Raw genomic sequence first — 16,397 nt, 5'->3', positions numbered from 1 at the left:
CGGGAATTGACGATAGAACATCGGCGACCGTGGTATCGTGTTCTTCTACCGCGGGTCTCATACCGGCCAAGCCGGTAAGTACATCGGCAGTATCATCGGCTTCGGAAAACTCATCCGCATTCGACAGGGAGGCAAGGGTTTCAGCGACGGAAGTATCATTGTCTTCGACGTCAGAAGGTTCGGTCGCCAATCCTGCCAGAACCGCGGCAGATTCATTTTGGGCTTCAGGTTCATTATTTTCGGGCAGCGAGGACAGCACATCGGCTAAGGATGTATCTTGTTTTCCTTCGATCGGGGCAGATGCCGCGAGGTTTCCCAATACCTCGACGGTATCGTCTTCCTCTACCTTCTCTCCAACCGCGGCCAAAGATGACAAGGCATCAGTGGCCGATGTGTCCACCTCCTCTTTTTCGGGTGCAGCGTCGGCCAGATTGGCAAGTACATCGGAAGAGCTGTCTTCCTCAGGTTTCTCCTCCGTGTTTGGCAAGGACGAAAGAGCGTCGGCAACAGAAGTGTCTTCGGGGACATCCGGCCTATCGATTGTTTTGAGCCCCTCAAGGGCCTGCGTTTGTTGATCTTCCTCGGGCGCTTCCGAGGGCTCGGACGAGCGCAAGGACTCCAATGCGGATTCTTGCAGAGCGGAAGACGTATCACTGGATGCCAGTGAGGCCAGCAATGTCGGGTTGGCAAGGATTTTCTCGATCAGGGTTTCGGCCCCGGTCTTGCCATCCATATAGGCCATCAGGTTCGAGAGTTGCGTTCGAGCCTCAAGCAACCCTTTTAAAGGTTCAATTCTGGCCGCAATTTCCGCTGGCGAGAAATCAGCCATCTTCTCGAAAGTCAGGTCAACCGAAAGATCACCTTCTCCGGTCACGCTATTGGGAACCATAAACGCGACGCGGGGGGCCATCGCTTTCATCCGTTCATCGAAATTGTCGACATCAATCTCCAGGAAATTCCGATCTGATACCGATGGCGGCTCGATCCGTGATTTCCCGCTCAGGTCGCTCATAACCCCCATGACGAACGGCAATTGGACCTTCTTGGAGGACCCATACAGTTCGACGTCATATTCGATCTGAACCCTGGGCGCCCTATTACGGGCAATGAACTTCTGAGAACTGTCAGCCATCCGAGCGACCTTTAAGTTCTGCGACTTCTCGCCTTAATGCACGAAGCTCTTCGTGCATTGCCAGGACGTGCTCATCCACAAGGTCTGTTTCGCTGCGCACGAGTTCGCGTATCTGTTCAAACTCGGCCTCGGCTTCCGCCTCCACCGCAGACTGCATTGTGTTTACCAGAAGACCGATGAACAGATTTAAGACGGAAAAAGCCGTAATGACGATGAACGGGACGAAAAAGGCCCAGGCAAACGGGAACTCCTCCATGACCGGGCGGACAATGCCCATGGACCAGCTTTCCAGGGTCATGATTTGGAAAAGCGAGTAAAGAGACCGGCCCAGTGTCCCGAACCATTCTTCGAAAACTCCACCATACATCAACGTTGCCATTACCCCGAAGACATAGAAAACGATGGAAATCATGACGATGACAGCGCCCATACCGGGCAAAGCATCCAGCAATGCCTGCACCACGGCGCGCATTTGTGGAATTACTGATAGCAAACGAAGGGACCGGATCACCCGAAGCCCCCGCAGCGCGGAGAGGCCGGATCTATCGGGCAGCAGGCCCAGACTGACTACGACCAGATCAAACACGTTCCAGGCGTTGTTGAAGAACCGGAAGCCGTAGGCATAGAACTTAATCAGAAGCTCAATCACAAAAATAGTCAGGACAATCCTGTCGATGACCTTCAGCAGGTCACCGATTTGGCTCATCACTGCATGCGACGTACTCAATCCCAAAGTAACCGCATTGAAAATAATCACGGCCAGAATGGCGTTGGTGACCGACGGCCGCTCGATGAATTCGCGCGCGCGGTCCCGAAGAGTCAGTTCGGATTGGAGCTGATTTTCCATATGTCTGTCTCCTTCCGGTGATCGCGACAAAGTTTCAGGCGCTACCGGTCACCAGCGCATCAGGCTACTGCCGAAGCAACATTGTCGACGAGATCTTCTACATCCCTGATCGCGTCAAAGATGCCTTTTCCTTCTTCCATGATCGTCAGTTTTTCCAGATCCTTGATTTTCTGAATCGTAGTACGATCATCGATTTCCAGGCCATTGCCCATCATCATCTGCTGAATTTCGTCAAGGAACGCCTGTCGCTCGGCCAGCTTCTTGTTCATCGCAGTACCCTGTCGCTTCAATTCCATGCATTTGGCACCGATCTTAACGCCTTCCTTGAGCGTCTTCTGCTCTTTCATCTTTTTCATCAGCTTGTCGGCAGCAGAACCAAGCTTTTCTGACTTCTCCAGTGTCTTGGCCGTGTGATTGCGATATGCGACCCGTGCCTTTTCAACATCGCTGATCAGGCTTTTGACCTTCTTTACCGCAAAGTCCAAAATTCTTCTTCCGATGGATTGAATGTCCCTGCCCTTGGTGATTTCCTCGCCTGCCTTTTGTGCGCCCGACAAGGTTTCCTTGATAGCGTTCATTGGATTCGAAAAGTCCTTGGCCATGACGTCGTGCAGGCCCTGTCGTTCCAGCGCCTGCTGAACCGAAGATTCCCGCAGCTTGAGAAATGTCGCCAGCCCCTGTTGCAGATCTCTACGAAGTTTTGCCTCGTTCTTGAGCTGCTGATTTATTTCCACTCCCAGTTTGGCCACTTCGACAATTAGGGTCTTGTACGAAGTCACATCCGCCCCAGCCGTCGCCACCAGCTTGGCAACCGCTCCCGAAATTTTGATCACGCCCAAGGTGGTTTTCACCGTGGTCTTGATCCGGGTTTCCTTGAGCAGCCCCTTGAGATGTTTGTCCTTCTTGACCTCCGCTGCGACGGCCTTTTGCGCCGCGGGTTCCGCGCCCGCCAAAGCATTCCTGATGCTTAAGTTGGTCTCGCGGATCATTTCTTCGGCTAGCTTAAGGTTCGTTTTCGACGGTTGTTGCATCAACCCGTCGATTTTCTTGTCCAGCCGGACTGCTTCCTCCTTGATAACCTTTTCGTATTCCAGCATCACCTCTTCGGCGACGTCCTTGTACCGGTTCATCGACGTGCTGGGCACTTCGGAAGGCTTTTTGATCTTGTTGGTTCGGGTAATTTCAATCACGACATCGGCGCGGTACACCGGGATTTCGATATGATTCAGCTTCGGTTTGTTCCGAACCAGATCAACTATCGGCAGTTTCGCAGTCGTGACAGTTGATTTGGACATTCATTTCATCTCCCTGTAGCCATCTTATCCGAATGGAATCTTGCGCCCGCGTTTTCCGTCGGAGCGCGCCATTCCAACTTAGTCAAACCGATAGGTGAACTCGCCGTCAGTGAGATCGATCACAACACTGGCGACTTCCTTTCCTTCCATCATCCGTCGCAAGAATTCGATGGAAATGTCGGGCAGCATGGTGTTGGTCACGATCGCATCAATCATTCGTCCGCCGCTGTCGAGTTCCTGACATCGGTTGACGATCTCTTCGACGACCGCAGCGGTGTATTCAAAGGGCACACCATGTGCCTCCTGCACCCGTTTCTTGATCCGACCCAGTTGCAACTTGGTTATCTCGCCCAACATGTCCGGACTCAGCGGATAGTATGGGATCGTCACCAGACGACCCAGAAGCGCCGGTGGGAACACTTTCAACATTGGATCGCGCAGCGCCTTTGCCATGCCTTCCGGGTCGGGCATCAGATCGGGATCGGCGCACATATCCATGATCATTTCGGTTCCGACGTTCGATGTCAGGAGAATGAGTGTGTTCTTGAAATCGATCAGGCGGCCTTCGCCATCCTCCATCACACCCTTGTCGAAAACCTGAAAAAAGATCTCATGCACATCCGGATGCGCCTTTTCGACCTCATCAAGCAGCACAACCGAATAGGGTTTGCGCCGAACGGCCTCGGTGAGCACTCCTCCTTCGCCATAACCGACATAACCGGGAGGCGCGCCTTTCAGGGAACTGACGGTATGCGCTTCCTGATACTCGCTCATGTTTATGGTGATAACGTTCTGTTCACCACCATACAAAACTTCGGCCAACGCAAGCGCGGTTTCGGTTTTGCCAACGCCACTGGTTCCGGCCAGCATAAAAACACCAATCGGTTTGTTGGGATTGTCGAGTCCGGCACGACTGGTCTGGATACGCTTGGCTATCATCTTCATCGCATGATCCTGGCCGATCACCCGCTGCGCCAACCGCTCTTCCAGGTTCAGGATCGTGTCAATCTCGTCCTTGACCATCCGGCCGACGGGAATACCTGTCCAATCACCCACGACGCTTGCAACAGCCTGATGATCCACAATCGGCAGGATCAATGGAATGCCGCCTTGTACTTCTTCCAGTTCCTTGTTCTTCGCCTTCAGTTCCGCCAGCAACTTGGTGCGGTCTTCTTCGCTCAAGGGACTTTCCACGCCCTCCCCTTCAGCAATCGGAGCGTCAACGGGCGCACCACCCTCACGCAACTTGGCTCGCAGATCAAGGATTTCCTCGACAACCTTTTTTTCACTCTCCCAGCGTTTCGTGAGTTCTGCCAGGCGCGACTGTTCGGCTTCTTTGGCAACCTTTACAGCAGCACGACGGTCAGCCACCTCGTACCCGGCTGTCTCGTCCCGTTCGATGATCTCCAATTCTGTTGTCAGCGCTTCGATCCGGCGTTGGCTATCGTCGACCTCGGCCGGGACAGCGTGCTGAGACACGGCAACCCGTGCGCAGGCGGTGTCCAGCAAGCTCACCGACTTGTCCGGCAATTGCCGCGCAGGGATGTAGCGGGCGGACAAGGTCACTGCCGCTTCTATCCCTTCGTCCAGAACCTGAACGCGATGGTGCTTTTCGAGCATCGAGGTGATGCCTCGCATCATTAGCACCGCCTTTGGTATGTCGGGTTCTTCCACATGAATAACCTGAAACCGACGGGTCAGCGCCGGGTCTTTTTCGATATATTTCTTGTACTCGGCCCAGGTGGTCGCGCCGATTGTGCGCAAAGTGCCCCGCGCCAGCGCCGGTTTCAGCAGGTTCGCAGCGTCACCCGTTCCCGCGGCCCCTCCCGCTCCTACCAGTGTGTGCGTTTCATCCACGAACATTACGATGGGTGTGGGGCTGGCCTGTACTTCATCGATCACTTGCCGCAAACGGTTTTCGAATTCGCCTTTCATGCTGGCCCCGGCCTGCAACAAGCCGACATCAAGAACAAGCAACCGCACATCCTTGAGTGCGGGCGGGACATCGCCGCGCGCGATCCTCAGCGCAAAACCCTCGACCACAGCGGTTTTGCCCACACCGGCCTCACCGGTCAGGATCGGGTTGTTCTGACGCCGCCGCATTAGCACATCGACAATCTGTCGGATTTCCTCGTCGCGGCCGACGATCGGATCGATCTCTCCATTGCGGGCCTGCTCGGTAAGGTCGGTGCAAAACTGTTCCAGCGCCTCGCCCTTACCCAACGCACCGGGTGTCATCGCGCCACTGGCCTCGCCGGGCTCCGCCCCGCCACCGACGTGACTGCCGTCCTGCGCGCCCAATCCCACCTCGGGGGAGCCATCCGTCGCCGACTTGAAGTTGTCAGCCAAATCGTCTGGACCAATCTTACCCATTTCCGGCGACATCGACTTCAGAATATTGCGCAGAGCGGGCGTCTTAAGCATCCCCAAAAACAGATAGCCCGTACGAACCTTGCTGTCGGAATAGAGTAGTGATCCCCATACCCAGCCGCGTTCCATCGCGTCCATCAAGTGGTCCGAGAGATCCGAAATCGATGATGCCCCACGCGGCAACGTATCCAGTGACCTGGTCAATTCAGAGGCAATTTTACCCGGATCAAGATTGTAGTGCTGAATGATCCGATGGATATCACTATCCTGAGTATTCAAAATCTGATGCAACCAATGCTGAACTTCGACATAAGGATTGCCCCGCATCTTGCAGAATACGGTAGCCCCCTCGATCGCCTGATACCCCAGCTTGTTCAGCTTCCCGAAAAGCGCTACTCGGCTAATTTCTGTCATTTCGAGTTCCCTCCATGCCGTTCTGCATGATTATGCATCTTTGAAATTCGGATAGAGGACCAGATCCTCGGCATCCGGTTTTGCTTCTTCTGTCTCGTCGCGCGTGCGCAACCAGCTGGTGTGCCCAAGCCGGGTCGAACCGCGTAGTGACGCACGTGGAATTTCATCCCCTGCCAACACCAGATTGACATCCCAATCCAGCGTGTCTCCGACATAGGTCCTTACAATGGCCTGAAGACGTTTTTGCGAGATCCCGCCAGGCAGCAAGCGCTGATAGTCTTCGTAGGACAAAGGGCCCAATTTAATGCGAAACTTGGACGCTCTCGACCAGACGCGGTTTCCGATACTGGTCGATTGCCCCAACCCGGCAGCCGCACCCAAGCGCCACGTGTCATCCGGCTCCAACTCAAGCCACGACCCAACGAATTGCTGCACGGAAACGGGAACATGAAAGAAGGCCGACAGGATGGAAACCAGACCCTCTACCGTTTTCGTACCTGACGCAAGGTGCCCCGCAAAGTACCGCCGCGCATGGTCAGGCATTGCATCCCGATCTTGCATCCTGGCACCCTTGAAGCCGGCAAGTGCCGCAACTCGTTGCTCGAACGGGTCTTTGGCCCGGTCAAAATTAGGGGCTGGCTGCCCACTGGTCCAGGCTCGGTACACCAGACTCATAAGCCGATGTGTCAGCATATCCGCAAATGCAGTCAGAGTCGGATCACGATGATTTCGCAGCCGATCCCGAGCAAATTCGGTCAGATGCAGAGGCAGAGGACCATGGGGCCCAAAGAACCCGAACCAAAGGTTGCCCAACTGGGCAGGCGTTCCGTCCTTTCCTGGAGTAAAGCGGGTCACAGTGGTTGGGGCAAAAGCCAGGCTTGCATCCTGCCTTAAACGTACTTTGTCCTCGCTTGGGCGGCGGGATTCACCAAGGCGCGGCGCCTCCATGTAGTGAGCTTCTATGATCCGCAATGCCTGAAAAACGTGATGTTTTTCAGGGTCAGCAGCCAGTCGGCTCAGATGATCCGGCCTAGGCCGGTCGCCGGTCTCCATCTGGCAATCTCTCCCCGTCGTTCCGTCTTTAGCACCGTTTCGGTGAAGCTGTTTATCGTTGTGTATTTTCGGAAAAACCTCTCGAGCACAGCGCCAAGAACATAGACGCTTGTGCCTTCAAAGAAGTCGTCATCGAACGTGATGGTGATCTCCAACCCACGAACCGCCGTCGACAAAACCTCGTCGCTCATTCTGCGCACAATCGGTCGGCTGGCCACGGAAAGGATGCCCTCCAGTTGCTTTTCGATAACGCGGTCACCAAGCGGTGCATAAATTCCAAGCAACTCACGCAATGCGCCTACGCCGCTTTCGCCCTCTCCAGCAATTGACAGATAGTTCAGGCTCAGGTGACTGATCAGTTTCCAGGCGGCATCCCCCTGAGCCAAAGTCGCATGTGGTCGTGTCGGTGTGACCGGTGTTCGAATGGCCTTGATGGGTCCTCCTTCAGGAAGTTGAAAGACGCCTCCGTCACCGTTGCTCAGCAGCATAGGCAAATCCCGGTTCGAACAGATGGCTTCGATAGCCAACTGATTGAGATCCGGGGAATAAGGCGCCTGCATGCGATCCACGAGGCTCAGATAAACTTCGGACCCTAGATATGTCGTCCTTACTCCACGCAATCGTTCTTTTTCGTTCCTCTGGCGCATCCTGCGCGTAATGGTGTAATAAGCGCTATGGCTGTCACCGGCCGCCGTCAGATCAGTAGCGGAATAGAAAGGCCAAAAATCAAGGTCGCCCTGGTCGTCACTGCGAATGCCTCGTACAGCTTCGATCGATATGACTTCATAGTCCAAACCGGCAGTTCGACTAGGAACAACATGGAATTCGGTGTCCTTCGATGTCACTTGGATTCGGTCGCAACGTCGGCGGAACAAGTTTATTGCGGGTACTGCATTCAACGTAAACGCCGAGGGTTTGACGGCCGGCGCGACGTCACTCATTCCTTCCCCAAGAAGGACATAAACGTCGACATCACTGCTTTCCGACTGTTTCAGCGCGGGCTGCAGTCCTTTGAGTTCGACAAACAAAAACCGTTCAGGCATTGCAAAATACTCCTGCAACAAACGATAGCCGTCGAAAGAGCGGCGAGGAGTGGGGAGCAACGCTTCGTCCCGCTCAAATCCGCGGGGTTCCACCTCTCCGCCCGACAACCGCAACGTCCAGTCGGCGCGGCGGTTGGTGGATCTGCCTGTCAATCCCTCGCACTGAGTGCACAACAGTTCATGAAGGCGCCAAGCCTGACCGCTTTGCTTGTTCAGGTGCAGCACCAGGGAATCCATCGTCAACTCGGAAATCGGTTTGTTATCCGTCCGCTTGAACCTTAATCGGATCGCTGCACGGGCGTTTGCGTTTTGCGTAACACCGGCTGCAACGAGTTCGCCACGACCGTCTATATATTCCGCTTCTGTGATTTCAATTGGCCACAAGGTCAACTTGGATGCGGTTCGAAACTCGCAGGGCGTCTGCTCGCCCTCCATCAATCGGCTGCGGATAGACGAACCGCGCGGCAAAGTGAAACCTTCCATCAGCGCCGCGTTGTCCACATCTGGTACGAACTCTGCCACCATCATGGATGGAGTCGGGGCCAAATAGTGGGGATATACAATTTCCAGAAGATTACTGGTGAAAACCGGGAACTGCAGGTCCAGCGCCAACTGAACCCGAGCGGCAAGAAACGCACTGCCCTCCAAAAGCCGCTCGACATAAGGATCGAGAACCTCCAATCCTTCCATGCCCAGTCTGGCTGCAATCTTTGGATAGGCCTCGGCAAATTCCGCGCCCATCTCGCGCAGGAAAGCCAACTCGTTCTCGTAGTGTTTGAGAAGCCGTGTGTCCATTTCCTAGCTCCGCTCGATGGCGACCTCACCTGTGGTCACGTCGACCTTGCTGCGCAGATACAATTCCAAGGGCATTGGTTGGGCCCACATCACTGCCCGGATGTCGAATTCGACGAACATTTCTCCTGCCCGGGCTTCGGATCGCAACTCCACTGAAACTGTGCCCTTGGCAATCCTGGGTTCAAAGACCTCTATCGCCGACTGGATGTGCTTTTTTATCTCACGGGCTTGCTCCAGCGTCGAATATCGACCGGTGGCTTCGCGGACACCAAAGTTCAGCACGGATTTTGACACGTTGGGATAGGTTTTCGGATCTATCAGATCCGAATGATCGCTAGTGTTCAGCAATACAGACAGATCGCGCTGGATAATTTCACGGAGCCGAATGATGTCAATCACACGTGCGTCACGGCTTTCCTTCAGGTTTCCCGGCTCATCGTCGGTCAGCCGATCCAACAGCGATGGTTGAAGTCGCTCGGCAAGGGTCTTGTCAGCCATCGGCGACCGTTTCTTCGCCATCAGCCTCCAGCGTGAGCGCGCGCATATCCAAAAGCGCGATGTCGGAATTATTTGTCGTTAGCTGTCTCTGGCCAAGTCCGACAAACGTATCTGCCCCGGCATCTTCCCACTTCGTGGCTCGACCCAGTTTCAACGCATCGTCGCCGCGCTGATGTGTCCCTGGATAGCGCGTTGGAATCAATGCGGCTACTTCGCCGCCATTTGCCAATGTCACAACGGCTGCTGTCCAGACTGCATCACGAAGATCAGTCGGTGCTTCGATGTCTATTTGTCTTATCTGCGCAAAAGGTAGCCAGAAATACCGTCCGTTAACAATAACTTCGAGGACTGGCCCCAATCGCATGTCCGCGTCTGCAATCCAATCAAAATGGTCTCCGTCGACCATACCCTTGGTTGTCGGGGCAGCATCAAAGGCGCGCGCGCGCAGCGATGCAGCCTTATCGGTTTCGCCTTGCGCCAAAAGTTTCTGTGCCTCTATCAGCAAGGCCAGCCATTCCTGGGGTTCGCCAAATATCAGAGGGTCTTTTTCACCGGCGAAAACCTTCTCGCGATAGACCTCACAGATTATCGCTTCACGATAGGTTTTTGCCATCATCGTGGCGCCTTCGTCCATTTCAGCGCTAAGTTTCAACTGGGTGATCGCGCGTTTCCAATCCCCCAGAACGCACAGCAGCTGAAACAGAAATACGCGCAGTTTGGCATCCGCCGGATTGGCGCGAACCTTGTCCTGCAACGCAGCCAGCGTCCCAGCAAGATCACCTGATTTCAGATATTCTTCCGGCGTCATCAAACCAACTCCAACAACCAAATTTCACCGCGATCCGGGTTCGGTTGCCCAAAGACACCCGAACCCTTCTGCGTGCCTGATCAGCTGTAATCGCCGGTTTCGAGGTTCCATTTGAAGGTTTCTTTCTTGTCTTTCAAAATCTTGCCAGACTCGAAATCAGACGGGTAGTAGTCAAAGGCGATTCCGCGATATGCCAATGTCCAGTTTTCCTCTGGAATCTGCTCTTCGCCGCCGCTCACGGAATAGCTGTCGATAATGGCGTGACGCAAAGTCCAAATAAGATAGGGTTCCATACCTTTTGCAACATCGTCACCCGCACGACACATATGAATGACAACTTCGGATGTCACTTTGCCGCTTGCAGTGTACTGTGCGATCTTGGCTGAGGCGACGCTTAGTTCGGTGGTCAAAGTGACTTTGCCGAAATTGGCATTGGCATAACCACGTTGGGTGGTGCCGAGATCGGTCATGTCGAGGGTACGTTCAGCGCTCCATTCAATGGATTTTACCGGAATCCATTTGCCATCCTTGTGTTTCAATTCACGAGCTTCGCCGGGAATGCCGTCAATTTTGATGAATACGTTTTCCATTTTTTATCCTTCCTGAGGAGAGTTAACAGCAGCACGACCGAGCCGCGCTGCGGAAAGGCATGTTCAGCGTCTACTACGCGCCCTTTTCAGACGGGAGTTTCGAGACCAGCCGCAACGAAACTGACAGGCCTTCGAGTTGATAGTGCGGTCTCAGGAAAAACTTGGACGTATAGTAACCGGGGTTTCCTTCGACCTCTTCAACAACAACTTCAGCCGCCGACAAGGGTTTACGCGCTTTCTCGGCTTCGGACGATATCTCAGAGTTGGTATCAACGTATTCGTTGATCCATTCCTGCAGCCAGTCCTGCATATCATTGCGGCTTTTGAACGATCCGACTTTGTCCCGAACCATGCATTTGAGGTAGTGGGCAAATCGGCAAGTCGCGAACAGGTAAGGCAAACGCGCCGCCAGATTCGCGTTCGCGGTCGCGTCCGGATCGTTGTATTCCGCCGGCTTGTGCAAGGATTGCGCACCGATAAAGGCCGCCAGATCCGAGTTCTTGCGATGAATAAGTGGCATCATACCGTTTTTGGCAAGTTCTGCCTCGCGCCGGTCCCCGATGGCTATTTCGGTGGGGCATTTCTGATCCACGCCGCCGTCGTCGGTCGCAAAGGTGTGTGACGGGAGATTTTCCAATGCCCCGCCACTTTCGATGCCGCGAATACGCGAACACCAGCCATATTGCTTGAATGAACGGTTGATGTTCACGGCCATGCCGTAAGCCGCATTCACCCAGCTGTACTTGTTGCTGTCTGCGCCTTCGGTGTCTTCCTCAAAGGCGAACTCCTCGACCGGTTCAGTCTTGGACCCATAGGGCAAACGACCAAGGAATCGTGGCATTGCAAGGCCGATGTATTTGGAATCCTCGCTTTCGCGCAGAGACCGCCAGGCAGCATACTCCGGCGTCTGAAAAATCTTGGTCAGATCGCGCGGGTTGGCAAGTTCGGACCAACTGTCCATCTGGAACAGAGTTGGTTTGGCGCCGGTGATCAACGGCGCGTGTGCTGCCGCTGCGACCTTGGCCATCTCGCCCAGCAATTCAATATCCTGCGGACTGTGGTCAAAGTGATAGTCAGCCACCAACGTGCCATATGGCTCGCCACCAAACTGGCCGAATTCCTCTTCGTAGAGCTTCTTGAAGATCGGAGATTGATCCCACGCAGTCCCTTTGAACTTGCGCAGAGTCTTGTGCATGTCCTTCTTGGAGATGTTCATGACCCGAATTTTCAACTGCTCATCAGTCTCGGTGTTGTTGACGAGATAATGCAGCCCGCGCCACGCGCTTTCCATTTGCTGGAAGTCTTCGTGGTGCAGGATCAGGTTAACCTGTTCGGTCAATTTCTTGTCGATCTCCGCGACAATGCTTTCGATAGAACGCAACGCGTCATCCGAAATCAGCGCTGTATTCGCCAGGGCCTGTTCCGCCAGTGTCTTGACAGCAGACTCGACGGCGGTTTTCGCTTGATCGGACTTGGGCCGGAATTCCTTTTGCAGCAACGCTTCAAATTCGGACGATCCGAATGCGGTTTGACCTTCGGCTTGTTGGACTTGGGCTTCTTCTTCGGCCATTTTTATTCCTCCTCGCTCGCTTCACCGCCCGGCTTTGGTTGTGCTGCCAGTGTTTTCAGCAATGCCGGGTCTTGAATGATTTTTGAGATCAAGTCTTCAGCCCCCGTCTTGCCGTCCATATACGTCATCAGGTTCGATAGCTGGGTTCGGGCTTCAAGCAACTCGCGCAGTGGCTCTACCTTGCGGGCAATAGCCGCCGGACTGAAATCGTCCATGGATTCGAACGTGATATCGACAGCCATGTTGCCTTCGCCGGTCAACGTATTTGGAACCGTGAACGCGGCGCGCGGCGCCATCGACTTCATCCTGTCATCAAAGTTGTCGACATCGATTTCCAAAAACTTCCGATCTGCAACCGGAGGCTGCTCAACTTCGGACTTGCCTGCCAGGTCGCTCATTACGCCCATCACAAAGGGCAACTGAACCTTCTTCTGGGCTCCGTAAAGTTCCACATCGTATTCAATTTGAACTCTCGGCGCCCTGTTTCGCGCTATGAATTTTTGCGAACTGTCGGCCATCTGTTGCTCCTCAATCCTTTTTCAGTTCTGTTGTACCGCGTGCGGTGATCGGTGCAGGCAGTTAATAAGAGTCGTAATCGTCTTTGGGTTTGATCCCACCGATCCGACGAACTTCATCCAAACCTTCTTTCGCCATATCTTCGATTATTGTCAAAAAATCGGCATTGACGAGACGTTTGGCCCGTTCCAGCAAAACTGGGATCGGGCTCGAAGGCTCACACCGGGCATAGTAATCCATGATCCGATCCAGCATCATGGTAACATCACGGGCCGAATTAATTGCGCCGCCGCCAACAGCCGGTGCTCCACCCGTCGGCGCAGAAGGCATTTCCACAGGCTGTCCTTCATCCGCAGTTTCCGACGCCGTAGCAGACCCGGAACCACCATGCTGTGACAGCGCTCGCTGTACCTGCTTTACGGAATTAATTAGCGGTTCGAGATCAGGGCCTTCGCCCGGTGTTTGCTCGTTGAAAACCGCATCAATGGCTTGCAAATGTTCCAGCGCCGTTTTGACCGCTTCAGAGTTGGCATTCAGAACATTATCATCTGTGTCCTTGAACGCAGCCGACACCGCATTCATATCCGGTACATTGTCCATGTCGGCGGGTGCGTTAATTGCACCATCAGCAACATCTACATGGCGCAGCGTTAGGCGACCGAACATACGGCTGTCGGTCAGTGGGCACCGCCGCAAGGCGCGGATTACTCGATCTGAAGACGCAAGACCTTGCACGGCATTGATCCGCATGGTCGCGTCACCATCGTCTTCGTCCAGTTCGGGATGACAAGAATCCCAATAGTCTTCAAGAAGGCTGCGGATATATCCCAGAGACGACGCAAAGTCGGGCAAACCGGATGAATGCAGTACGGCTTCAGCCAGAAAGACCGCCGCACGGATCTCGTGGCTTTGCTCCATAACCTCAAGGGCTTTGGTCCGGACGTCGGTCCAATCCTGTTCTTCCGCAGCTACAACCTCGGTACCCATCTGGCGTTCTTCGCCTGGCTGGGCCGCCAGTTCCAAATCCGTGAAGATGGCCTCGTATTCAAGATTTTCGCCACTCGGCGGGTTTGCATCGCGCGGTTCTAGGTAGGCTGCCAGATCCATTCATTCCTCAGGGCTTTTTTCATTTTTTCAATGTTGTCTCATACATAGCGGCACCCCCTAAGGCCCAACCAGCCGAAGAAAACGCCAATACGAAATCAACAAATACGTTTCAAGATCGATATTCCCAGCTCCTGTCTTGACCCACAGTCAGCCTTATTGTCTCTTCAAAGTCAAATTCATATTGCGCGTGAGGCGGTTTCCAATGGGAGTAGAACCGGTTACCGGAGCTGAATTGCGGCAGGTGGTGGGTATTGCCCGAAAGCAACCATTGGCGTTCGCATTCTGCATCGACTCCAAAAACGATGATTGCCTTTTCATTGATCGGCGCAAGCCACCATCGACACTGGGAAAAGAGGCTAAAAAGCAGGGCGGCTCTCCCAAAGTTGCGTTCGGTGTTCTGACTGCGGACGCAAACATGATCACACTCGCGTGCGACATGTCGCTTCCCAATTTAGCCAAAAGAGTTCGCAAATACCTGAAAAACAACAGCGTTTCCGCAAAAGTCACCGCGACGGACGCGAATGGAACCATCCTCGAAGAAGAGAGCGACGTCGGTGAGATCCAGGCCGGCGCAAAGCATCTTGCCCCAAAGCACGAGGAGACCGCGCCAACGCCTGACACCCGTTCGACGTCTGAACAGTCAGATCAAGCATCTGACAGACCAGCCAGACAAAAAGCATCAAAGCACTTGCGCGACTTGGTCTTGCGCGCCGCCCGCATTGGACCCGAAGCACAGCAACTCGCCGCAAACGAAGCCAAAACAATTTCGGAAAAAATCAAAGCTGGCGACCTGACCTTTGTTTCCCAGTCGATTGTAAATCTGGCTCAGCGTATCGCCGATATGTCGCGTGATATAGATGCCCCTTCTCCGGATGTCGCACAACCAGGCCCGAATGCGCTGAACAGGGCACGACAAGACTGGATAGCTGCCCGCAAGGCAACGGCAAAGGACGTGCGCGCCTTGATCGTCGCAATCAATGCTGCGACCAAGGACGAATACCGATTTCGAAATGCTGCTTCTCAAATCGTACGAAAGCTGCAGCCGCTAACGCAGATGGATACAACCCTGGAAACGGTTTTGGGCGAGTTTGCTACGGCCGATTCAGCTGCCAAACGCCGTCGGCTGGCTGTCACCGCAAGAGCACACGCGCAAAAACATCTGAAAGTCGTCAACTCTGAGTTTTTCAAGACAATAGATTCCAACGGGTTTGTCGAAACCAGCATCAGATCGACGGTTACAACTACACTGCGGAAAGTGAACGACGCCCTGAAACACATAACGTGAGCAAGGTAAAGCGGAGGTGAACATGAAGATTTCAAAACTGGCGCTGGCCGCACTCGGTGTTTTTCTTGCCACTATACCTGGCGTCAGCACCGCAGAGGAGAAGCTAACTGTTGAATTGAACAAATTCGAAGCCATCGAAACTGGTGGTTGCCGCGCCTTTTTCCTGTTTCGAAATCACACAGGCAACAGCTATGAGCAATTTGAAATGTCTTTGGCTATTCTCGACGGCAGCGGGGTCATCGACCGCTTACTTTCTGTCGACGCTGCCCCACTACCAATCCAACGGACAGTCCTCAAACTTTTCGAAATTCCCGAGATTGATTGCGGCAATATTTCCGAAGTTTTGCTGCACGATCTGTCAGCTTGCAAACCGCAAAATTCAGAACCGACAGACTGTTTCCCAATTCTGGAACTGAACAGCAAAACCTCTGCAATCTTGGCGAAGTGATCATGGATGGGTTTGAAAACCTTGGTCCCGGAGGGCCAATCATCGCGCTTTTGGCGGTTCTGTCGGTTTTCTCGCTGGCCCTGATTGTCGTTAAGGCGATCCGCTTGTGGCCCGTTACCTCTGGCGGCCCGATGCGTGATGCTGCTTTGGCACATTGGGCGAAAGGCGATAAGTCTCAGGCGCAACTCCAGGTCTCTGCTGGCAAGGCACCCGCTGATCGCGTCTGCGCTTATGCCATGCAAGCCTTGGCCGAAGGATTCAAAGGACCCGCATTGTTGGCAGAACTGACCCGGCGGGGGAACGAGGAGTTCGCTTCCATGAACAGCATGATTCGTGCGCTTGAACTCATCGCGATGATCAGTCCCTTGTTGGGGCTATTGGGGACGGTCACCGGCATGATCCAGTCTTTCCAGGAACTCGAACTGGCGCAGGGATCGGCAAACGCAGCGGTGTTGGCCGGTGGTATCTGGCAAGCGTTGCTGACGACTGCCGCAGGCCTATTGGTCGCCATTCCCGCTGCTGTAGGCGCGACGCTGTTAAACGCGCGCGCAGAACGTGGTGCGCAGGCTATCGAGAACTCGGTTGGTCGATTGATGGTTATCGAAGAACGCGGCGATGACTGAGGA

At 54.2% G+C, this 16,397-nt stretch carries 14 protein-coding genes and 1 pseudogene; 3 read left to right on the top strand and 12 right to left on the bottom strand.

Annotated features, from left to right (window positions below; all coding sequences use genetic code 11):
- Positions 1–655 precede the first annotated feature (655 nt).
- The 12 genes and pseudogenes from tssB (AC2FLX_RS08445) to tssA form a co-directional block, all read right to left on the bottom strand.
- Positions 656–1,132: pseudogene (gene tssB / locus AC2FLX_RS08445) on the bottom strand (type VI secretion system contractile sheath small subunit); the annotation flags it as partial.
- Positions 1,125–1,979, bottom strand: a complete 855-nt coding sequence (locus AC2FLX_RS08440; RefSeq protein WP_480750801.1) for an ion transporter — start codon at positions 1,977–1,979, stop codon at positions 1,125–1,127. The pseudogene tssB (AC2FLX_RS08445) and the gene AC2FLX_RS08440, both read right to left, overlap by 8 nt.
- Positions 1,980–2,038: 59 nt before the next feature.
- A complete protein-coding gene (locus tag AC2FLX_RS08435; protein ID WP_496810737.1) occupies positions 2,039–3,274 on the bottom strand; it encodes a hypothetical protein in 1,236 nt (411 codons plus the stop codon).
- A 78-nt stretch (positions 3,275–3,352) separates the two neighbouring features.
- Positions 3,353–6,058: a type VI secretion system ATPase TssH gene (gene tssH / locus AC2FLX_RS08430; RefSeq protein WP_496810738.1), complete on the bottom strand. Its 2,706-nt coding sequence runs from the start codon at positions 6,056–6,058 to the stop codon at positions 3,353–3,355.
- Between the two features lie 30 nt (positions 6,059–6,088).
- The gene (gene tssG / locus AC2FLX_RS08425) at positions 6,089–7,111 is read right to left on the bottom strand and encodes a type VI secretion system baseplate subunit TssG (protein ID WP_480750804.1); all 1,023 of its coding nucleotides are present in this window, start codon (positions 7,109–7,111) and stop codon (positions 6,089–6,091) included.
- Positions 7,075–8,949, bottom strand: a complete 1,875-nt coding sequence (tssF, locus tag AC2FLX_RS08420; RefSeq protein WP_496810739.1) for a type VI secretion system baseplate subunit TssF — start codon at positions 8,947–8,949, stop codon at positions 7,075–7,077. Before tssF ends, tssG begins: the two co-directional genes overlap by 37 nt.
- A 3-nt stretch (positions 8,950–8,952) precedes the next feature.
- Positions 8,953–9,447: a type VI secretion system baseplate subunit TssE gene (tssE, locus tag AC2FLX_RS08415; protein WP_496810740.1), complete on the bottom strand. Its 495-nt coding sequence runs from the start codon at positions 9,445–9,447 to the stop codon at positions 8,953–8,955.
- Positions 9,440–10,255, bottom strand: a complete 816-nt coding sequence (locus AC2FLX_RS08410) for a type VI secretion system accessory protein TagJ (RefSeq protein ID WP_496810741.1) — start codon at positions 10,253–10,255, stop codon at positions 9,440–9,442. The genes tssE and AC2FLX_RS08410 overlap by 8 nt, the downstream gene beginning before the upstream one ends.
- Positions 10,256–10,335: 80 nt before the next feature.
- Complete coding sequence (locus tag AC2FLX_RS08405) at positions 10,336–10,845, bottom strand: Hcp family type VI secretion system effector (RefSeq protein ID WP_480750808.1); 510 nt, start codon at positions 10,843–10,845, stop codon at positions 10,336–10,338.
- A 73-nt stretch (positions 10,846–10,918) separates the two neighbouring features.
- Positions 10,919–12,415 (bottom strand): type VI secretion system contractile sheath large subunit, encoded by a 1,497-nt coding sequence (gene tssC, locus AC2FLX_RS08400; RefSeq protein ID WP_480750809.1) that lies wholly within the window; start codon positions 12,413–12,415, stop codon positions 10,919–10,921.
- A 2-nt stretch (positions 12,416–12,417) separates the two neighbouring features.
- Positions 12,418–12,933 carry a type VI secretion system contractile sheath small subunit gene (gene tssB, locus AC2FLX_RS08395; protein ID WP_480607686.1) on the bottom strand — a complete coding sequence of 172 codons (516 nt, stop codon included), beginning with the start codon at positions 12,931–12,933 and terminating at the stop codon, positions 12,418–12,420.
- A gap of 61 nt (positions 12,934–12,994) precedes the next feature.
- Positions 12,995–14,038 (bottom strand): type VI secretion system protein TssA, encoded by a 1,044-nt coding sequence (tssA, locus tag AC2FLX_RS08390; RefSeq protein WP_496810742.1) that lies wholly within the window; start codon positions 14,036–14,038, stop codon positions 12,995–12,997.
- A gap of 232 nt (positions 14,039–14,270) precedes the next feature.
- On the opposite strand from tssA, the gene AC2FLX_RS08385 reads away from it, so the two are divergent.
- From AC2FLX_RS08385 to AC2FLX_RS08375, 3 genes are read left to right on the top strand one after another with little or no spacing between them, the layout of a single operon-like run.
- Positions 14,271–15,323 (top strand): hypothetical protein, encoded by a 1,053-nt coding sequence (locus AC2FLX_RS08385; RefSeq protein ID WP_496810743.1) that lies wholly within the window; start codon positions 14,271–14,273, stop codon positions 15,321–15,323.
- A 22-nt stretch (positions 15,324–15,345) separates the two neighbouring features.
- A complete protein-coding gene (locus AC2FLX_RS08380; protein ID WP_480750812.1) occupies positions 15,346–15,771 on the top strand; it encodes a hypothetical protein in 426 nt (141 codons plus the stop codon).
- Positions 15,772–15,773: 2 nt separating this feature from the next.
- Positions 15,774–16,394 (top strand): MotA/TolQ/ExbB proton channel family protein, encoded by a 621-nt coding sequence (locus AC2FLX_RS08375; protein WP_496745249.1) that lies wholly within the window; start codon positions 15,774–15,776, stop codon positions 16,392–16,394.
- Positions 16,395–16,397 lie beyond the last annotated feature (3 nt).

The sequence above is a fragment of the Ruegeria sp. YKSF57 genome, assembly GCF_059612585.1.
This window is presented reverse-complemented; position numbering and strand designations above follow the sequence as displayed.